We start from the raw sequence: 18,125 nt of genomic DNA on the forward strand, positions 1-18,125 counted from the left end.
CTCCGGACGCTTTCACGCTACGGCGGCCGGCACACGGCAGCACCGGGAACCACATGAACGTCAAGCGAAGTTTTCGGGACCGCCAGCGCAGGACCCGGCGGCATGGGGCTGCCGCCGGGCGAACTAAGATGGATCAGATAACCACCCACCGGACCCGGCTCCGCCGTGGCCTGCCGAAAGTAGCGCTCACCATGCCATCCCAACCGGACGAAAGTGCGGACCTGGCAATACAGACACCCGCCATCAACGACCGCTCCCTGGCGGCCGGGCTGGCGTATGCCATGGCGAGCAGGGTCTCGGGCATGTCCTTCGACGGCGGCACAGGACTCCTGCTGGGCAAGGTCCGGGGCGGTGCGGAGCTGCCATACTCCACGACGGCCAAGCTGGTCCGGCGGGCCGGCGGCTGGAGCTGCACGGTGGGCGTCTGCAGCTGCCCGGTCCGCAAGGACTGCAAGCACGTGGCGGCCCTGCTGTTCGCTGCCGAGGACAACCCCGCCATCCGGGTGCAGCTGCTGGCACCCTCCACCTCCATGCAGGTATCCCGGGCACCGTCCGCCGCCCTCCCCGACTGGGAGCAGGCCCTCAGCCCGCTGATCTCCCAGCCCGGCGCAGCCCCCTCCACCAGCGGGGTTCCCCTGGCCCTCCAGTTCGAGATCGAGGAACCGCCGCCGCATTTCTCCTACACGGGCCGCCGCGACCCGGTCCGCGGCGTCCGGCAGCTGAAGGTCCGACCCGTGACCATGGGGGCCAAGGGCAAGTGGATCCGTGGGGACGTTTCCTGGAACACGCTGAGCTACCTGAATTTCCGGCGCGAATCGAACCAGGCGCACGTGGAGTGGCTGCAGGAGTTCCTGGCCGGCCATTCCTCCTCCGCCAGCCGGGTGCACAACTCAGCCGGCCTCTGGCTGGGCCTGAACTCCTACGCCGGCAAAAACCTGTGGAGCCTGCTGTCCGATGCCCGGAAGATCGGGCTCCATCTGGTCCACTCGCGCGGCACCGAGCCGGTCCGGGTGGCCGAGTCCCCCGCCGCCGTCGGGCTTTCCCTCAGCCGGTACGGGGCTCCGGTGGCGGAGCCTGCCGCGGAGGCCGCCGGAGCAAAAGCCACCACGTCCGACGGCGGCCTGGAACTCTCCCCCACCATCACCGTTGAGGGGGCCGACGTTGACCCGGCAGCGGTGGGCACCATCGGCCGGCCCGCGCGCGGCATCTTCTTCACGGCCGGAGAGGCTGCCCTTCCCGGGGTGCCTGATCCGGACGGAGTGATCACGCTGGCCCCGCTGGAGAGCGGGCTGAGCGAGGAACTGCTGTCGTTCGTCACCGCCGGCAGCATGCTGCATATTCCGGCCCGGGACGAGTCGCGGTTCCTGACCGGCTTCTATCCCAAGCTCAAGCAGACCGCCCGCGTGACCACCCGCGACGAGTCCGTGGAACTGCCCGAACTGGCCGTTCCCACCCTCTCGCTGCTGGCCAACTACGGCGCCGACCACCGGGTGCGGCTGCACTGGGAGTGGCATTACAAGACGGGAAAGCTGGTCACCGCCCAGCCGTTGTGGCGGCATCCGGGCGACCAGGGCTACCGCGACGACACGGCCGAGGCCCGCATCCTGGACGGCATCGGCCAGCCCTGGGAGGTGGTGCCCGGCCTGGGCGAATCTGCCACGGGCGGCTGGGGTACTCCCCGGCTGGCGGCGTCCGCCGAGCTCACCGGCCTGGATACGCTGGCGTTCACTGAGGAAGTCCTGCCCCGGCTGCGGGAAGCACCTGACGTGGACGTGGAGACGGCCGGCGACATCGCCGACTACCGCGAGGCTGAAGAGGCGCCGGTGGTGTCCATCTCCACCAAGGCCACCGAACAGCGGGACTGGTTCGACCTCGGCATCCAAATCTCCCTTGAAGGCCAGCCCGTGTCCTTCGCTGCCGTCTTCTCCGCGCTCGCCGCGGGCCAGACCAAGATGCTGCTGCCCAGCGGCGCCTACTTCTCGCTGGACCTGCCGGAGCTGCACCAGCTGCGGGCGCTGATCGAGGAAGCCCGGTCACTGCAGGACAACAAGGATGCTCCCCTGCAGATCAGCCGGTTCCAGGCCGGGCTGTGGGATGAGCTGGCGCAGCTGGGGATCGTGGACGAACAGGCCGCAGCCTGGCGGTCAGCGGTGGGCGGCCTCCTGGAGGGCGGCACGGACGGGCTGCCGCTGCCGGCGTCACTCAACGCCGAGCTGCGCCCGTACCAGCTCGAAGGGTTCAACTGGCTCAGCTTCCTGTACAAGCACGGGCTGGGCGGCATCCTGGCCGACGACATGGGCCTGGGCAAGACCGTCCAGGCGCTGGCCCTGATGTGCGCCGCCAAGGAGTTGGCCGTCGCGGCTGCTTCGTCCCTGGAAACGCCCGACGACGGTGCTGCCGCTGCCCCGGAAAACCGGGCCGCCGCCGTCGCGCCCTTCCTGGTGGTGGCGCCCACCAGCGTGGTGGGAAACTGGGCGCTGGAAGCCGCACGTTTCGCTCCCGGCCTGACCATCCGGACTGTCGGCGAGACCTTTGCCAAGAGCGGGCAGGATGTGGCTGATGCCCTGGACGGCGCAGACATCGTGATCACGTCCTACGCCCTGTTCCGGATCGATTACGAGGCCTACGCCTCCCGCACCTGGAACGGGCTGGTGCTGGACGAGGCGCAGTTCGTGAAGAACCACCAGTCCAAGGCGTACCAGTGCGCGCGGAAGCTCCCGGCGGCATTCAAGCTGGCCATCACCGGCACACCGCTGGAAAACAACCTGATGGAGTTCTGGGCGCTGACGTCCATCGTGGCACCGGGCCTGTTCTCCAGCCCCAAACGCTTCGCCGAGTACTACCAGAAGCCGGTGGAAAAGAACGGCGACAAGGGGCAGCTGGAAAAGCTCCGGCGCCGCGTCCGGCCGCTGATGATGCGCCGCACCAAGGACCAGGTGATCAAGGACCTGCCGCCCAAGCAGGAGCAGATCCTTGAAGTGGTGCTGAATCCGCGCCACCAGAAGGTCTACCAGACGCATCTGCAGCGCGAACGGCAAAAGATCCTGGGTCTGATCGAGGACGTCAACAAGAACCGGTTCACCATTTTCCAGTCGCTGACCCTGCTGCGGCAGCTCAGCCTGGACGTCTCGCTGGTGGACCCGTCCCTGGCCGCGGTGCGGTCCTCGAAGCTGGATGTCCTGTTTGAGCAGCTGGAGGACCTGGTGGCAGAGGGGCACCGGGCGTTGATCTTCAGCCAGTTCACCGGCTTCCTGGGCAAGGTCCGCGAGCGGCTGGACCAGGAGGAGATCGAGTACTGCTACCTCGACGGCGGCACCCGGAACCGTGCCGACGTGGTCAGCGAGTTCAAGAACGGCAGCGCACCGGTGTTCCTGATTTCGCTCAAGGCCGGCGGCTTTGGCCTCAACCTCACCGAGGCCGACTACGTCTTCCTGCTCGATCCGTGGTGGAACCCGGCGTCCGAGGCGCAGGCCGTGGACCGGACCCACAGGATCGGCCAGGCCCGGAACGTGATGGTGTACCGGCTCGTGGCCAAGGACACCATCGAGGAAAAGGTCATGGCCCTGAAGACCCGCAAGTCGCAGCTGTTCGCCGACGTCATGGAAGGCGATGCCCTCTCGAGCGGAGCCATCACTGCCGAGGACCTGGCCGGGCTGTTCAAGGAGTAAAGCCCTCCCGGGACTCACCGTCTAAGCTGGTGCTCAACGTAAAACTACAACGTTGGAGAAAACTGTGCCGCACCAGCTGCCCGCCACGGAAGCCCCTGCAGCGCCGCCCCTGGTTCCGCTGCGCCCGGACGCCTTCACCACTCCGTACCGGGACCCCGTTTGGGACGGCCCCACGGACCCCGTCCTGGTAGCGGACCACCTCAGGGGCGAGTGGGTTCTCTTCTATACGCAGCGCCGCGCCACGGCTCCGGGGCTGGCGGGGGTGGAGTGGGTGCATGGCACGGCCATCGGGGTGGCCAGATCCTCCGACGGCGGCGCAACCTGGCGCTACCAAGGCACCGCGGAGGGACTCATCCCGCCGGGAACGGACCTGCCGGCAACCCTCTGGGCGCCCGACGTCGTCCGTGTTGGCGGCCGGTGGATCATGTACCTGACGGTCCTGGGCGGCAGGCGCACGGACTGGACCGGAGCCGCGGACATCGTCCAGTTCGTCAGCACCGACCTCCATCACTGGGAGTACCTGGGCCGGATCGATCTCGATTCCCCCCGGGTTATTGACGCTGCCGTTGCCCGGTGCGGTGACGGCCGGTACCGCCTCTGGTACAAGGACGAGGCCCGCGGCTCCAACACGTTCAGCGCGGTCAGCGGCACTCCGGAGGATCCGTCGTCGTGGCGCCGTGAGGGCGTGGTGATTTCCGGACGCCCGCACGAAGGGCCCAAGGTTTTCCGGCTGGGCGGCAGCTACTGGATGATCGTGGACGAGTGGCGGGGCCAGGCGGTCTACCGTTCAGAGGACGCAACGGGTCGCTGGGTCCGGCAGGAGCACCGTGGCGGGCTGATCCTCACGGTGCCGGAATCGGTGGCGGGAAGGCCCGTCGTCGGACGCCATGCGGACGTGGTGCCGCTTGACACCGGGGACACGCGCGACGGCGGGCCGCAGCGCGCGCTGGTGGTTTACTTCACGCATCCGCACTGGGGCGGCGAGGACATCGACACCATGGCACCGGACCCGCGCACCCGGCTCAGCCACGTCCGGGCGGCCGTACTGGAAGTGCGCGACGGAATCCTGGCCTGCACGGAACACTGACTCTGCTGCCCACAACGAAGGGCCAAACCCTGGAACCACATGCCGGCGGCTGCCGGCACCGGCCCAGGGTTTGGCCCCTGCTGTTTGCTGGAAGGTCGGGACCGGAACTAGACCCGCTGCGGTGACCCCAGCTCCACCGGGTCCTCGTCGGTCAGGTATGCCAGTTCGGAGTGTGCGGCGAGGTCGATGCCGCGCAGTTCGTCCTCGGGCTTGATGCGCAGGCCGCCCATGGCCTTGTCCAGGATCTTCGCCAGGATCCAGGTGATGCCGAAGGAGTAGGCCAGCACCGTGACCGTGGCCAGGGCCTGGATGCCCAGCAGCTCGAACCCGCCGCCGTAGAAGAGCCCGCTTACTGCGTTGGGCGCGGCGTCGGTGGCGAAGAGGCCGATCAGCAGCGTACCCAGGATGCCGCCCACCAGGTGCACGCCGACGACGTCGAGGGAATCGTCAAAGCCCAGCCGGAACTTCAACTCGATGGCCAGCGAGCAGACGGCCCCGGCCACAGCCCCGATGGCTACGGCACCCAGCGGGCTGACTGCACCGCAGGCAGGGGTGATGGCCACCAGCGCGGAAATCAAGCCGGAGGCAGCGCCCATGCTGGTGGCTGCGCCGTGGCGGACCCGCTCAACCAGGGCCCAGGCAAGCAGGCCTGCGGACGCGGCAACGGCGGTATTCAGGAACACCACCGCCGCCGACTGGCCGGCGGAGAGGGCGGAGCCGGCATTGAAGCCGAACCAGCCGACCCACAGCAGGCCTGCTCCCACCAGTACCAGCGGCCGGCTGTGCGGCTTGGTGTGCTCCATCTTGGGCCAGCCTGAGCTCTTTCCCAGGACCAGGGCCAGGGCCAGGGCCGCGGCGCCGGCATTCATGTGCACCGCGGTGCCGCCGGCGAAGTCGATGGCCTTGATACCGTTGGCGATCCACCCGCCAACAGTGCTGCCGTCCGCCGAGTTGAAGGCGAACACCCAGTGGGCGACGGGGAAATAGACAACCGTGGCCCAGATGCCGGCGAACAGCATCCAGGCGCCGAACTTCATGCGGCCCGCGGCGGCACCGGCCACCAGGGCGGTGGTGACGCAGGCGAAGAAGAGCTGGAACGCAGCAAACAGGATGACCGGAATGGACGCTGAATCGTCCTTGGCGAGCAGCTGCCCCATGCCCGGAAACTCGGTGACGTCACCGATGAGTCCCAGTCCGCCCACGGAGTTTCCGAAGGCCATCGAGTACCCGAACAGTGCCCAGAGGACGGCCACCAGGCTGGCGCCGCCGAAGCACATCATCATCATGTTCAGGATGCGGCGGGATCCCACCATGCCCCCGTAAAACAGGGCCAGGGCGGGGATCATCATGCACACCAGCGCCGAGCTGGCCAAAATCCAAGCGACATTTCCCGAGTCCATGGGAAACCCCTTTCAAGATGCGAAAAGAACGGTAAGTTGCCGTCAGGGCCGTTCCGTTAAGTGGGACGTGGGGGGAGAAACCACGGCCGGCAGAGGGGCGGCTTGCGCCGTCTGATACCAGAGTATGGCGGCCATCCCGGGCTGGGTTTCGGCTGTGTTAAATGGTGGTTTCAGCCAATTGCGTGCGAGTTTCAGGCGTCACGCGACGCGCAGGAGTACCGCGCAGAAGTACCGCCCCGGACGCATCGTGCGCGGGCCGGTCAGGGGAACGTCAACGGCGGCAAAGAGCCGGAATTCCGTCATTGACATGGGCTGCGCGCAGGAGCAGATTGAGAGCGTTAATCCACGGGGCGGCAGGCTCTGGACGGGGCACACCCCGCCCTGCCCGCCCCATTTCCCGGCAGCGAACAGCCCCGGACGAACTCAATAAACACTCCTTACGAAGGAGCCAGAAATGCCCGCAGTAACGGTGAAGAGCCTGGAGTCCAAATCCTTTGACCAGCCGGATGAAAAGCGCCGGCCGCCCCAAACCAGGTAGACGTGGTCAACATCGGCGGCGCCACCTTGGGCCGTTTCACTTTCGAGCCCGGCTGGCGCTGGTCGGAGACCGTCAAGACGGTGGTCCACACGGACACCTGCCAGGTGAACCACCTGGGCGTCTGCGTCGCCGGGACGCTCACCGTGCAGATGGCCGACGGAAACCAGATGACCATCAATGCCGGGGACGCCTATTCCATACCGGCCGGCCATGACGCCTGGGTGGAAGGCGGCGGGACCTACGTCTGCTACGAAGTGATGAGCGCAGCGGAGTTCGCCAAACCCGCCTGACCAGCCACTCCGCGCCAACCTTCAGGAAAGGGAGGACTGCCAGACCCTCCCTCTCCTGCCGCCGCGGCCCTACCGTTGAGGAAACGCAACGATCGGAGAGCAATGAGAGTCACCGTCATCGGCGGCAGCGGCCACATCGGTTCATACCTGGTTCCCCGGCTGGTCCGGGCGGGCCACGAGGTCACCAACATCAGCCGCGGCACCAGCACGCCCTACACGGATGCACCCGAATGGCAGCAGGTGCACCAGGTCGGCGCGGACCGGCAGGCAGAGGACCAGGACGGAACGTTCGCGGACCGGGTGGCTGCACTGAAACCCGATGCCGTGGTGGATTTGGTCTGCTTCACCCTCGAATCGGCAACTGCACTGGTGCAGCGGCTGCGCGGAGAGGTGGGGCACCTGCTCCACTGCGGCTCCGTCTGGCGGTACGGGCAGAGCCTGAAGCTTCCCATCCGGGAGGGATCGGATTCGGCCGCCGAACCCTTTGGCGAGTACGGCGTCCAGAAGAACAGGATCGCCCTGATGCTCAAGGAGGAAACCGCCCGCGGCGGACTGGCCACCACGTCGCTGCATCCCGGCCACATCGTCGGGCCGGGCTGGCAGCCGGTGGGACCGCTCGGAAACCTCGATCCCACCGTCTGGCAGACGATCTCCGCCGGGCAGCCCGTCCATGTTCCCGGCAGCGGCACCGAACTCATGCACCACGTGCACGCCGATGATGTCGCGCAGGCATTCGAGAAGGCCCTTGCCCGGCGTGAGGCCGCCGCCGGTGAGGACTTCAATATCGTTGCCCCCACCGCGCTGACAGTCCGCGGCTACGTGGACATCGCCGCCGCCTGGTTCGGCCACGCCGCCGTGCTGGAGCCGGTCTCCTGGGAGCGGTTCCGGGAGGACACTTCCCACGAGCACGCGGATGCGAGCTGGAACCACCTTTACCGCAGCCAGTGCTTCAGCATCGAGAAAGCGGCTTCGGTGCTGGGCTACGCGCCCCGGTACGAGCCGGAGCAGGCCATCTTCGAATCGATCCAGTGGCTTGTGGACCACGAACAGCTCCACGTCGCCCGGCCACTCGGCGTCCCGGCCGGCTGACCCAGCACTACGGGCGGCGCAACCGCGCCACCAGCGTGGCAGCGAGCAGGGCTGTGGCCAGTTCCAGGGCAATCACCAGCAGCAGGTCCGTGCTGCCGGCGCCAACAGCAGCGGACGACGCCGGCCGGGCACCATGGGCATGCCCGGAGCCACCGGCGGTGAGCAGCAGGGCGGCGTGCAGGGCAGCCATTGCCACGGCAGCGGCGGTGACCCGGTGCAGCGCTCCCACCCGGCAGTGCCGCCAGATATGGAAGGTGCAGGGAACGCAGACGGCGGCGAGCGCCAGCATGAGGACACTGATCCAGGCACCGTGGTGACCGGATGCGGCCAGCCAGACGTGGGCCGCACAGGAGAAGGCGGTCACCACGGCCACCAGCCGGGGATGCAGGACGGGACCTGTGGCACGGACCCGGCCTGCCGCCGTCGTACTCCCTGCGGTGGCGGGGGCGAGGCTAGTGGCAGGCACCGCTGCCGCCCTCACTGTGGCAGGACGATACCTGCTTGTTGGGGTTGGCGGGGACGTCCAGGACCGGGCTGCGGTCAAAGAAGCCCTCAGGCCGCAGCTTGAATCCCACAGTGTCCACGGGCATGATGGGCCAGTCCTCCACCCGGGGAAAGTGGGTGAGGCCGAAGGTGTGCCACACCACGATGTCCTGGCCGTCGATGTCCCGGTCCTGCGCCACATAGGCCGGGAGGCCCGCGCCGCCGGCGTGCTGGTTCACGAAGTCACCCGTGGGGTAACGCTCATCCTCGGCGTAGCGGGTAACCCAGAGGTCCTTGGTGGCGAAGGCTGCGCGGCGGGCAATGGAGGAGTCCGGGTCAGCCAGCAGCGTGGGCTGGTTGTGGGAGTGCAGCTTGTAGCCCACCGGCTCCCCCAACCGGTTGCGGGATTCAGGGTTGGAGATGATCCAGGTACGGCCGGCCCGGGCATCGGCTTCCCGGACGCCCTCGGATTCGCGGGCCAGGACGGTGCGCCTGCGGGAGAAGGCATTGCCGCGCTCATTCCCGGGCCCCATGGCCTGGCGGATGACGTCTTCCTCCTCCACCCGGTTGGTGAACCCGTCGATGGCCATGTCCAGCCGGGCGCTGAAGAGGTGCTGGTGGAAAGGTGCACCCAGGCCCGGCGCCAGTTGGGAGATGTTGTCCGACCCGCCTTCCGGGAACGCGGACGTGAAGACGATGCCGGTGGCCTTGGCCTCGAATTCGATGGTGCCGTCAAGGTAGAGGTACCAGTAGAAGCCGTAGTCGTAGTTGCCGATGGTGGTGAAGAAGGAGATCACCAGACGGCGGTTGCGGCGGGTATAGGTGACGCCGCTCCAGAGGTCGGAGTGCTTGGAGAGGATGCTCCAGTCCTCCTCGTGCATGCAGATGCCGTTGCGGATTTCCCGCGGGTTGCCGAACGCGTCACTGATGACGGGACTGAGGTAGGTAATCTCGCCCAGGCAGTCACAGCCCAGCTCCAGCGAGTTGGCGTACTGGCCCACCAGGTATTCGCCGGTGTCGAAGTAGTTCTGCCAGGACCGGATGGGCGAGGGGTCGCCGTACGGGACCACCATTTCGGCGATGGAGGCACGGTTGATGATCTGCCGCTTCCGGCCGCCATCCTGGAAGGCCAGGTTGTGCAGGACCACGCCTTCGCGGACATCGAAGCCGACGTCCACGCTCCACTTTTCCCATTCCACGTGGTTTCCGCCGGCGACAGTGAAGCTGGGGCCTTCGGGCTGGGTGATGTTGATGGGCTTTTGGGTATCGCGGATGGGTCCGGTCCGTTCGGGGTGGGTGTAGTTGCCGTGCTCGGCCGGGATGGGCATGGCGCCGAGATCAATGACCTGGGTGACTTCCTTGCTGACTACGTCCACATAGGCCACCAGCCCGTCCACGGGGTGCGCCCAGGCGCTGTCCTCCGGGAAGTCCTGCACGAACGCCAGGCCACGGAGGATCCGGCGGCCCTTCTCCTCGCCGTATTCGAAGACGCCGGCGGACAGCGGCGCCACCCGGACCTTGCCGACGTCGAGCCCCCTGTCCGCGAGCGCCTTCAGCCAGCGTCCGTCGGTGGCCAGGAGGGCTTCCACCACCTCGAATTCCTCCTCCAGAACCGGCAGTTCGCCGGTCGCCGCGGTGTCGAGTTCGACGGCGGAGAGCACCTTTTGCTGCGTGGTGGAGACGACGACGTCACGCGGCGCAGCTCCGGAGACATCGTGGATGAAGACCCGGAACCGGCGCCCGGACGTCAGCGCGCCGCTCCCCCGGGCCGGATCCAGCAATCCCAGGTAGGCGATCCGCTGCTGCTGGCCCAGGTGGCCTTCGCGCTGGAGGATGGCGCGGACGTCAAGGATTTCCTCCGCGGTGGCGAGGCGGAAGGCTGAAGCAGTTTCAGTTGGTGCAAGCGTCATGGGAGAGCCTTTGTCCGGGCCGTTACCGGCCACTGGTTTATTTTCTATAGTTGTAGAGAATAAACGTCCGTAACATGGCCCACAAGGGTTTTGAGCGAATAATTTCCGGGAGCGGCCGCGGTGCCAAAGATAGTTGACCATGACGAGCGCCGGCTGGAACTGGTGGATGCCACCTGGCGGATCATTGCCCGGCAGGGCCTCGAAAGTGCCACCATGCGCGAGATCGCCACGGAGGCCGGGTTTGCCAACGGCGCCCTCAAACCCTATTTCCCCACCAAGGACACCCTGCTCGAATTTGCCTTCAGCCATGTGTTCAACAGGACCAACCTGCGCATTGCGGAGGTCAGCGCCGGCCGGACCGGACTGGACGCCCTGCGGGCTTTTTGCCTGGAGGTCCTCCCCCTGGATGACGAGCGCGTCAACGAGGCGCGCATCGTGGTTCCCTTCTGGCAAAGGGCCATCAACGATCCCCGGAAGGCCGCCATTCACCAGCAATCCATGGCCGAATGGCTGGCAACCATCCGGCGCTTCCTGGCGGAGGCGCGGGACAGCGGTGACGTAGACGCCGCCGTCGACGATTCCGTCCTTGCCGGGCTGTTGCTGAACATGCTGCTGGGGGCGCAGATCGAAGCCGCCCTTGCACCGGACGGCCACACGGACTTTGGCCATGCAGCCCAGCTCGAGGGCTATCTTTCCCTGCTGGGCAAAAAACCCGGAAGATAATGAGCCCCAAACTCGAAAGTATGCTTACTATTAGGGGTCAGGTTCCGGCAGTTGCCGGAGCGAGCACGGACTGTAAGGAGCATCTCCATGGGTTTGGATGACAAGATCAGCAATGCTGCAGAGAAGCTCGGCGGCAAGGGCAAGGAAGCCGCCGGCAACGCCACGGGCGACGAAAGCCTGAAGGCCGAAGGCCAGGCGGACCAGTCCAAGTCGGACCTCAAGCAGGCCGGCGAGCACGTCAAGGATGCCTTCAAGAAGGACTAGCAGACGCTCGCATTCATGGGTGCAGCTCCTCTCGGAGTTGCACCCATTGGCGTTTAAGCGCCCGGCTCGGCGCGCCCGGCTCAGTGCGCGCCCGGCCGTGGAGCCTAGTGGATCAGCCCCGACACCAGATTGATGGTGGTGGCCAGGACAATGGCGCCCAGCAGGTAGGACAGCAGCGCCTGGCGCAGCACCGTTGAGCGAATGGCGGTGGTCTTCAGGTCGGTATCGGATACCTGGAACGTCATGCCCACCGTAAAGGCCAGGTAGGCGAAATCGGAGTACCTGGGCTGGCTCTCCTCATTGAATTCCACGCCGGTGCCGTCCCGGTAGTAGATGGCCGCGTATCGAAGGGTGAAGAGAGTGTGGACCAGAAACCATGAGAGGGCGATGCTGCCCAGCGCCATGGCTACCGTAGCGTCCTTGGCTCCCCCTTGTTCACCCGAGGCGTCAAGCAGGATCAAGGCCACCCCCGCGAAGCTGGCAACTGTCGCCCCCAAAACCAGCGCATCAGAGAAGACCCGGCCCGGATCCTCCCGTCTGGCATGCGCCGCGGTGGCCGCCGGGCCCAGGTGTCCGATCACGCTCCAGACCCACACGAGGTAGGTGGCTGAGGCGGCGGCCCAGCCGAGGGCGGGCGCGTAGTTCCAGGCCCCCAGCGCACCAACCACCACTGCCGCGACCAGGCCGACGGCGAACATCACCAGCAGCCGGAGCCGGGAGTGGTGCGCGCGGGAATTGAAGTTCCGGGGGTGGCCGCCGGCAGCCGTCATGGACCTCATGGCCCGATCATGGCACGCGAGGCTGGGGCACGGCTGGAAAGGCCGCCTTTTTATTTTCGCCAACCGTTGAAAAACAGGCATCCTGCCACTAGCCTGAGTGGACCGTGTCGCGGGACACAGTTCCGGGGGAAAACGTGAAGTGGCCATCCGTCGCAAGGAACAACCATGCAAGCTTTATCTACCGCCTGCACACCGCCCCAGGATCTGACCACCAGGGTGGCTGCATCGTTCGACCACTGGAAACACCTGGTGGCGGAATCGTTCGTTCCCCTCACCGCCCGCACCGCCGATGTGGACGGCTTCCAGGGCCGAATGCGCGCCCGGGTGCTGGACCGGATGTCCATCGTGGAGGTCACCGCCGCCTCCCACGAGGTCCACCGAACTCCGGCCCTAATCGCCCAGGCCCATGAACGCTACTTCAAGCTAAACCTCCAGCTTGAAGGCACAGGCCTGCTGATCCAGGACAACCGCGAGGCCGTCCTCCAGCCCGGGGACCTGGCGATCTATGACACCAACCGCCCCTACACGCTCGCCTTCGAGGACAGCACCAGGATTATGGTGCTGATGTTCCCCTGCGACGCACTCTCCCTGCCCGCCGACTACGTTGGGCAACTGGCTGCGGTGCGCATGGGCAGCGGAGGCCTGAGCGGAATCGTGGGCCAGTTCATTCGGGAACTGTCTGCGAACCTCGATGTCCTCAAAGGTCCCAGCGGCTCACGGCTTGCCGTCAATGCCCTGGATCTGGTGTCCACCATGCTGCATGCGGAAATGGACATCACCCCGGACCGCATGAAGCCGCAGGCACTGCTGGCGGTCTCCGTCCGCGAATACATCGAGGCCAACATCGCCGACCCCCTGCTGTCCCCGGCAAGCATCGCCGCAGCGCATTTCATTTCCACCCGGCACCTGCACAACGTCTTCCATGAGACGGGAACCACCGTAGCCAGCTGGATCCGGACGCAGCGCCTTGAAGGGGCCCGCCGGGACCTCCGGGATCCGCTGCATGCCGGCAAGTCCGTGGGCGCAGTGGCCGCCTGCTGGGGTTTCCTCGATGCCGCGCACTTCAGCCGCACGTTCCGCGACGCCTTTGGCGTCCCGCCCAGCGAGTGGCGCCGGGGCGCCTGAGCAACGCTTTTTCTAGATCAGCCCCTGCGCCAGCATGGCATCGGCCACCTTGACGAACCCGCCGATGTTGGCGCCGAGCACATAGTTGCCGGGATCGCCATATTCGTCGGCCGTCGCGGCACAGCGGTCGTGGATACCGACCATGATCTCCGTGAGCCGCTCCTCCGTGTGCTCGAAGGACCACGAATCGCGGCTGGCGTTCTGCTGCATCTCCAGGGCGGACGTCGCAACCCCGCCGGCGTTGGCGGCCTTGCCCGGACCGAACAGCACGCCCGCCTCCTGGAACACGGCAACGGCATCGCGGGTTGAGGGCATGTTGGCACCTTCGCCGACGGCCACCAGGCCATTGCGCACCAAGCGGGCGGCAGCGTCGCCGTCGAGCTCGTTCTGGGTGGCGCAGGGCAGCGCCACCGTGGCGTCGACGTCCCACACCGAGCCGCCGTCCACGTAGGTGACGCCCCCGCGGCGTTCGGCGTAGTCCGTCAGGCGGCCGCGCTGCACTTCCTTCACTTCGCGGAGGAGCGCGACGTCGATCCCCGCCTCATCCACCACGTAGCCTGACGAGTCGGAGCAGGCCACCACGGTGGCACCGAGGCTCTCCGCCTTGGCGATGGCGTTGATGGCCACGTTGCCGGAGCCGGACACCACCACGCGCTGGCCATCGAAGGACGCGCCGCGGGTTTTCAGCATTTCCTGGGTAAAGATGACAGTCCCAAACCCTGTGGCTTCGGGCCGGACCAGGGAGCCGCCCCAGGAAATCCCCTTGCCGGTGAGGACGCCCGATTCGTAGCGGTTGGTGATGCGCTTGTACTGGCCGAACAGGTAGCCGATCTCGCGGCCACCCACGCCGATGTCGCCGGCCGGGACGTCCGTGTATTCGCCGATATGGCGGTAGAGCTCGGTCATGAAGGACTGGCAGAAGCGCATCACTTCGGCGTCGCTGCGGCCACGCGGGTCAAAATCGGAGCCGCCCTTGCCGCCGCCGATCGGCATGCCGGTGAGGGCATTCTTAAAGATCTGCTCAAATCCCAGGAACTTCACGATGCCTAGGTAGACGGACGGGTGGAACCGCAGGCCGCCCTTGTACGGGCCCAGGGCGGAGTTGAACTCCACCCGGAAACCGCGGTTGATCTGGACGCGGCCGGAGTCGTCGGTCCACGGGACGCGGAAGATGATCTGGCGTTCGGGTTCGCAGAGGCGTTCCAAAATGGCGGCCTCGAGGAACTCCGGGTGCCTGTCGTGGACCGGACCAAGGCTCTCAAAAACCTCCACCACCGCCTGGTGGAACTCCGCTTCGCCGGGGTTCCGCGCGAGGACGGTGTCCTTGATGGCTTCGAGCCGTGCGTCCATGAACTGTTCCCTACCTCTGTGCCGAAACGAAGGACGGCGCAAAAGCAACGTCGCCCCATAGGTTTACTCTTCAACCTATCGGATTACGACCGGGGATCAGTAGGCGGGACGGGCCAGTTCGGCTAATCTCCGTAATGTGACACACGGATTCCACATAACGAAAGAAATTTCCGCGTCCTCCCTTGGCCCGGAGCACCGCTGATGCCCTTCATTTGCCTGCTCCTTTCCGGCGCCGCATTGCTGGTCAACGGTCTGGCCACGCTCGGCCGGCTCCCCCGCCGCGACGCCGCCACGTTCAGCCTGCTGCTCGGCGGCACCCAACTGGTCCTCGGCGTCGTCTATCTCGCCGGTGGCGGCGCCGGAAGCGATGTCCTCCTGACGTCCGCCGGGATGTTCCTCTTCGGGCTGACGTACGCCTATGCCGGGCTGGATGTCCTGCTGGGGCTGGGCTCGACGGGGCTGGGCTGGTTCTGCGGCATGGTGGCGTTCTTCGGGCTGCTGCTGGCAGGTGCCTGGCTCGCTACGGATCCGCTGCTCGCGGTGCTCTGGGTGGGCTGGTCGGTCCTGTGGGGGCTGCTGTTCGTTTCCGCGGCCCTCGGCGCGGCGCGGCTGGAGCCGTTCACCGGATGGGCCCTGGTCCTGGCCAGCCAGGTCACGGCCACGGTTCCGGCGTTCCTGGGCCTGTCCGGCGTGTGGCCCCGCAGCACAGGGGCTGCTTGGCTGGGGGCGGCCGTGGTGGCAGGGATCTTCGCCGCGGCACGCGTCCTGGCCCGGCGCGGACCTGCCAGTCCACGCCGGGCCAGTGAGGGAAAAGCTGTCAGCGCTGGATAAGCGCGTGTCCCAGGGTCGCTGCGTGGTTGCGGCGCTCAATGGCTGACTCCACCAGCACCCCCGCTGCAAAGACGACGGGCACGGCGGCCAGCAGGGCCACAGCTGTTTCGGCGCTTCCGCCGATGAGCGCCGTGAAGTTGCTGACCACCAGGGACAGGACCCAGGCGAGCAGCACCGTCGCCAGGACGGGGGCGATCCGCGTCTGCCACAGCTGCGCCCCCGCACGTCCGCGGCGGAAGAAGCTGACCACCGCCACCGAGCACAGCATGTAGAGCACCAGCAGTGCGGCCACGGCCAGGCCGCTGAACCAGGAGAAGAGGGTCAGGACCGGATCCAGGGCCAGGATGGCGAAGGGAAGCACCAGGACGACGGCGGCCGCGGTCTGGATCCAGGCGGCGGCGGCAGGTGCCCGGTGCCGGTTGGTCCGGGCCAGCACGGCAGGCATGGAACCGCGCAAGGCCAGGGAGTGCAGGTAGCGGTTGATGCCGTTGTGGAAGGCGATGATGCCGGCAAGCAGCGAGGTGACCAGCAGGATGCCTGCCACTACGCCGGCCCAGGGCCCGAAGAGCTCCACCATGGGGCCGAGCACGAAGGAGGTGGCATCGCCGGATTCCAGGGCTGCCCCGGCCGCGTCCATCACCCGGGACGGGCCGTAGTAGCTGACCAGCATCCAGGAGATGAAGGAGAAGAAGACGGAGATGACGCCCACGGACAGGTAGGTGGCACGGGCCACCGTGCGGTGCGGGTCCTTGGCCTCGGCCGAATAGATGGCCGTGGACTCAAAGCCGAACATCGAAGCCACGGCGAACATGATGGCCACGCCCGGCGCTCCGGCCCCGATGGCTTCGGGCGAGAAGGACGCGGCCACGCTGATGCCTTCCGGGCCGCCGCCGTGGAGCAGGACGGTGAAGCCGAACAGCAGCAGGATGGCCACCTCGAGCCCCACCAGCAGGGCCAGCACGCGGGCACCGAGCTCGATGTTCAGGGAGCCCAGCACCTGGACGCCGGCCATGGTGGCCAGGGCGAGCAGCCACCACGGAACCCCCAGCCCAATCGAGGCAAGCAGGCCCGAGAACGCGGCACCATAGAGTCCGTACATGGCCGCCTGGACGGTGTTGTAGGCAAGGAGGGCCAACCAGGCCGCACCGGCGCCGGTCTTCCTGCCGAACGCCGCGGTGACGTAGGCGTAGAACGCGCCGTTGGCCTGGATTTTGCGGCTCATCGCCACGAATCCCACGGCGAAAATCACGATGACGATGCCCACGATCAGGTAGGCGCCGGGTGCGCCGGCACCGTTGCCGAGCGCTGCGGCAAGTGGCGAGGCGCCTACAATCCCGGTGAGGGGCGCCTGGGCCGACAGGACGAAGAAGAGGATGCCCAGGACGCCGATGCTGCCGGCCCGCAGTGCCGTTGAATGCTCCCTGGCCGGAGCGTCAGTGGTCCGGGGCTCGGAATTCGAAATACTCATTTGATCCTTCTTAACGGTCATGAGTTCGGGAAAATTGCTGTGGAATCCAGCCTGGCAGCGGGGCGCCGAAGTCCTTTGTTCACCAGCGACGGGTTGTTGATTGTCAGCGCAGTACGGGATCTTGCGGCACTGGTTCCTGGGCAGCCGGGCAGACAAAAAAGCGCGGCCGGCCGCCCGAAGGCAGCCAGCCGCGCTGACAGTTTTTTTCAGTTTAGACTCTTTAGCGGAGCACCACCGTGCGGTTGCCCTGCAGGATGACCCGGCCCTCGCAGTGCCACTTCACCGCGTTGGAGAGGGCCTTGCATTCGGTGTCGCGGCCGGCGGCCACCAGGTCCTCGGGCCCGTACGTGTGGTCCACATCCACCACCTGCTGGGAGATGATGGGCCCTTCGTCCAGTTCCGCGTTGACGTAATGGGCCGTGGCGCCGACGGTCTTGACGCCGCGGGCGTAGGCCTGGTGGTACGGCTTGGCACCCTTGAAGCTGGGCAGGAACGAGTGGTGGATGTTGATGGCCCGGCCGTCGAGCTTCCGGGTCAGGTCGTCGCTGAGCACCTGCATATAGCGGGCCAGCACCACGAGTTCGACGTCGAGCCCGTCCACGAGCGCCATCAGCGCGGCTTCCGCGGCGGGCTTGGTGTCGGCTGTGACCGGGATGTGGTGGAACGGGATGCCGTGCCACTCCACCAGCGTCTCGTGGTCCCGGTGGTTGGACACCACCGCAACGATTTCCACCGGAAGTTCGCCGATCCGGGCCCGGAAGAGCAGGTCGTTGAGGCAGTGCCCGAACTTGGACACCATGATCAGCACCTTGCGCTTGGACCCGTGGCGTTCCAGCTGCCAGCGCATGCCGAACTTTTCCGCCACCGGGGCGAAGGAGGACCGCAGTTCCTCCAGCGTGGACGCATCGCCTTCGGAGGCGAAGTGCACGCGCATGAAGAAGTGGCCCTCGGAGCGTTCACCGAACTGCTTGTTGTCGATGATGTCGCAGCCGTGCTCCAGCAGGAACCCGGACACGGCGTGGACGATCCCGGGCCCTTCCGGGCAGTCCAGGGTCAGGACGTGTTCCACGGTGGTGGGTGCCTTGGGGGCGGGGATATGGGTTTCAGTAACAGTCATGGC

15 protein-coding genes are annotated in these 18,125 nt (G+C 66.8%); 8 read left to right on the forward strand and 7 right to left on the reverse strand.

Annotation, left to right across the window (positions count from 1 at the left end):
* Positions 1-191 precede the first annotated feature (191 nt).
* Positions 192-3,668, forward strand: a complete 3,477-nt coding sequence (locus HNO81_RS03820) for a DEAD/DEAH box helicase (RefSeq protein WP_175316809.1) — start codon at positions 192-194, stop codon at positions 3,666-3,668.
* 52 nt (positions 3,669-3,720) lie between these two features.
* Positions 3,721-4,755: a glycoside hydrolase gene (locus tag HNO81_RS03825; RefSeq protein ID WP_254703296.1), complete on the forward strand. Its 1,035-nt coding sequence runs from the start codon at positions 3,721-3,723 to the stop codon at positions 4,753-4,755.
* Between the two features lie 107 nt (positions 4,756-4,862).
* On the opposite strand, the gene HNO81_RS03830 is transcribed toward HNO81_RS03825, so the two are convergent.
* Positions 4,863-6,155, reverse strand: a complete 1,293-nt coding sequence (locus tag HNO81_RS03830; RefSeq protein WP_175316810.1) for an ammonium transporter — start codon at positions 6,153-6,155, stop codon at positions 4,863-4,865.
* A gap of 540 nt (positions 6,156-6,695) precedes the next feature.
* Here HNO81_RS03830 and HNO81_RS03835 point away from each other — a divergent pair.
* Both HNO81_RS03835 and HNO81_RS03840 read left to right on the forward strand, forming a co-directional pair.
* A complete protein-coding gene (locus tag HNO81_RS03835; protein WP_254703297.1) occupies positions 6,696-6,983 on the forward strand; it encodes a cupin domain-containing protein in 288 nt (95 codons plus the stop codon).
* A 102-nt stretch (positions 6,984-7,085) separates the two neighbouring features.
* A complete protein-coding gene (locus tag HNO81_RS03840; protein ID WP_175316811.1) occupies positions 7,086-8,072 on the forward strand; it encodes an NAD(P)-dependent oxidoreductase in 987 nt (328 codons plus the stop codon).
* Positions 8,073-8,079: 7 nt separating this feature from the next.
* On the opposite strand, the gene HNO81_RS03845 is transcribed toward HNO81_RS03840, so the two are convergent.
* Together HNO81_RS03845 and HNO81_RS03850 are read right to left on the reverse strand one after the other, a co-directional pair.
* The gene (locus tag HNO81_RS03845; RefSeq protein ID WP_175316812.1) at positions 8,080-8,538 is read right to left on the reverse strand and encodes a hypothetical protein; all 459 of its coding nucleotides are present in this window, start codon (positions 8,536-8,538) and stop codon (positions 8,080-8,082) included.
* Positions 8,525-10,465, reverse strand: coding sequence for a primary-amine oxidase (locus tag HNO81_RS03850; RefSeq protein ID WP_175316813.1), 1,941 nt, complete (start codon positions 10,463-10,465; stop codon positions 8,525-8,527). Before HNO81_RS03850 ends, HNO81_RS03845 begins: the two co-directional genes overlap by 14 nt.
* Before the next feature lie 120 nt (positions 10,466-10,585).
* On the opposite strand from HNO81_RS03850, the gene HNO81_RS03855 reads away from it, so the two are divergent.
* Together HNO81_RS03855 and HNO81_RS03860 are read left to right on the forward strand one after the other, a co-directional pair.
* Positions 10,586-11,188: a TetR/AcrR family transcriptional regulator gene (locus HNO81_RS03855; protein ID WP_175316814.1), complete on the forward strand. Its 603-nt coding sequence runs from the start codon at positions 10,586-10,588 to the stop codon at positions 11,186-11,188.
* An 87-nt stretch (positions 11,189-11,275) separates the two neighbouring features.
* Complete coding sequence (locus tag HNO81_RS03860; protein ID WP_175316815.1) at positions 11,276-11,452, forward strand: CsbD family protein; 177 nt, start codon at positions 11,276-11,278, stop codon at positions 11,450-11,452.
* 104 nt (positions 11,453-11,556) lie between these two features.
* On the opposite strand, the gene HNO81_RS03865 is transcribed toward HNO81_RS03860, so the two are convergent.
* Positions 11,557-12,231, reverse strand: a complete 675-nt coding sequence (locus HNO81_RS03865; RefSeq protein ID WP_175316816.1) for a DUF1345 domain-containing protein — start codon at positions 12,229-12,231, stop codon at positions 11,557-11,559.
* 165 nt (positions 12,232-12,396) lie between these two features.
* On the opposite strand from HNO81_RS03865, the gene HNO81_RS03870 reads away from it, so the two are divergent.
* The gene (locus HNO81_RS03870; RefSeq protein ID WP_175316817.1) at positions 12,397-13,356 is read left to right on the forward strand and encodes a helix-turn-helix domain-containing protein; all 960 of its coding nucleotides are present in this window, start codon (positions 12,397-12,399) and stop codon (positions 13,354-13,356) included.
* A gap of 12 nt (positions 13,357-13,368) precedes the next feature.
* Here the strand turns inward: HNO81_RS03870 and gdhA are convergent, their stop codons facing one another.
* Complete coding sequence (gene gdhA, locus HNO81_RS03875; RefSeq protein ID WP_175316818.1) at positions 13,369-14,706, reverse strand: NADP-specific glutamate dehydrogenase; 1,338 nt, start codon at positions 14,704-14,706, stop codon at positions 13,369-13,371.
* 201 nt (positions 14,707-14,907) lie between these two features.
* Here gdhA and HNO81_RS03880 point away from each other — a divergent pair, with 201 nt between their 5' ends.
* Complete coding sequence (locus HNO81_RS03880) at positions 14,908-15,537, forward strand: AmiS/UreI family transporter (protein WP_175316819.1); 630 nt, start codon at positions 14,908-14,910, stop codon at positions 15,535-15,537.
* On the opposite strand, the gene HNO81_RS03885 is transcribed toward HNO81_RS03880, so the two are convergent.
* Together HNO81_RS03885 and purU are read right to left on the reverse strand one after the other, a co-directional pair.
* Entirely contained in the window at positions 15,524-17,005 is a 1,482-nt protein-coding gene (locus tag HNO81_RS03885) for an APC family permease (protein ID WP_175316820.1), read from the reverse strand. The genes HNO81_RS03880 and HNO81_RS03885 overlap by 14 nt on opposite strands.
* Before the next feature lie 220 nt (positions 17,006-17,225).
* Positions 17,226-18,122, reverse strand: coding sequence for a formyltetrahydrofolate deformylase (gene purU / locus HNO81_RS03890; protein ID WP_175316821.1), 897 nt, complete (start codon positions 18,120-18,122; stop codon positions 17,226-17,228).
* Between the last annotated feature and the right edge of the window lie 3 nt (positions 18,123-18,125).

The organism is Pseudarthrobacter sp. C4D7 (genome assembly GCF_013359725.1).
Lineage (GTDB): Bacteria > Actinomycetota > Actinomycetes > Actinomycetales > Micrococcaceae > Arthrobacter.

What these genes read in the sequence shown, in the direction of transcription:
- HNO81_RS03820 (WP_175316809.1), top strand. Translation starts at nt 192, where the DNA reads ATGCCATCCCAACCGGACGAAAGTGCGGACCTGGCAATACAGACACCC.
- HNO81_RS03830 (WP_175316810.1), bottom strand. Translation starts at nt 6,155, where the DNA reads ATGGACTCGGGAAATGTCGCTTGGATTTTGGCCAGCTCGGCGCTGGTG.
- HNO81_RS03840 (WP_175316811.1), top strand. Translation starts at nt 7,086, where the DNA reads ATGAGAGTCACCGTCATCGGCGGCAGCGGCCACATCGGTTCATACCTG.
- HNO81_RS03850 (WP_175316813.1), bottom strand. Translation starts at nt 10,465, where the DNA reads ATGACGCTTGCACCAACTGAAACTGCTTCAGCCTTCCGCCTCGCCACC.
- HNO81_RS03860 (WP_175316815.1), top strand. Translation starts at nt 11,276, where the DNA reads ATGGGTTTGGATGACAAGATCAGCAATGCTGCAGAGAAGCTCGGCGGC.
- HNO81_RS03865 (WP_175316816.1), bottom strand. Translation starts at nt 12,231, where the DNA reads ATGAGGTCCATGACGGCTGCCGGCGGCCACCCCCGGAACTTCAATTCC.
- HNO81_RS03870 (WP_175316817.1), top strand. Translation starts at nt 12,397, where the DNA reads ATGCAAGCTTTATCTACCGCCTGCACACCGCCCCAGGATCTGACCACC.
- gdhA (WP_175316818.1), bottom strand. Translation starts at nt 14,706, where the DNA reads ATGGACGCACGGCTCGAAGCCATCAAGGACACCGTCCTCGCGCGGAAC.
- HNO81_RS03880 (WP_175316819.1), top strand. Translation starts at nt 14,908, where the DNA reads ATGCCCTTCATTTGCCTGCTCCTTTCCGGCGCCGCATTGCTGGTCAAC.
- HNO81_RS03885 (WP_175316820.1), bottom strand. Translation starts at nt 17,005, where the DNA reads ATGAGTATTTCGAATTCCGAGCCCCGGACCACTGACGCTCCGGCCAGG.
- purU (WP_175316821.1), bottom strand. Translation starts at nt 18,122, where the DNA reads ATGACTGTTACTGAAACCCATATCCCCGCCCCCAAGGCACCCACCACC.